Origin of the sequence: Mesorhizobium sp. M6A.T.Cr.TU.014.01.1.1 (assembly GCF_004022765.1) — a bacterium.
GTDB classification, from domain to species: domain Bacteria; phylum Pseudomonadota; class Alphaproteobacteria; order Rhizobiales; family Rhizobiaceae; genus Mesorhizobium; species Mesorhizobium mediterraneum.
On sequence record NZ_RZPG01000091.1, the window covers coordinates 1 to 536 of the forward strand.

Annotated in this window: 1 protein-coding gene; it reads left to right on the forward strand. The window is 61.0% G+C overall.

Going from position 1 to position 536, the window contains the following annotated elements; genetic code table 11:
- Window positions 1-515: Xaa-Pro peptidase family protein (locus tag EN885_RS33090; RefSeq protein WP_164897978.1), on the forward strand; the 515-nt coding region annotated here is incomplete at its 5' end.
- Between the last annotated feature and the right edge of the window lie 21 nt (window positions 516-536).

A 536-nucleotide genomic window follows, 5' to 3' on the forward strand; every position in this document is an offset into this window, starting at 1 on the left:
CCATCACCTCGGGCAATCGAACCAATCTCATCCACGGGCAATGGTCCGACCGGCGCCTGGAATGTGGCGATACCGTCTGCCTTGAGCTCAGCGGGATCCATCACCATTATTGGGCACGCTTAATGCGCAGCGCCGTTGTTGGTTCCCCGAGCGCTGAGCAGCAGCGTATAGCTGAGACAATCATCCGCGTCCAAGACGGGGCTATCGCACTGATGAAGCCAGGCACACCGGCCAGCGTGATCGACCGAGCTTGCCGCGAGCCGATCCTGGCGTCTGGTCTGCGTAAGACATACACGAACCGCACTGGCTATTCGCTCGCCCTCAATCACCGCCCCTCCGCTGGCGAATTCATCCGCGAGTTCGTGCCGGGCGTGGAATGGGTGCTGGAGGCCGGAATGGTGTTTCATATGCTGATGACGGCAGCCGGGATGGGCTTCAGCGACACGGTGCTGGTGACGGAGCAAGGCCCGGAACGCCTAACCGGGATGGAGCGCAAGCTCTTCTCGCCTACTTGAGGTACCATCCACGATGGCTAA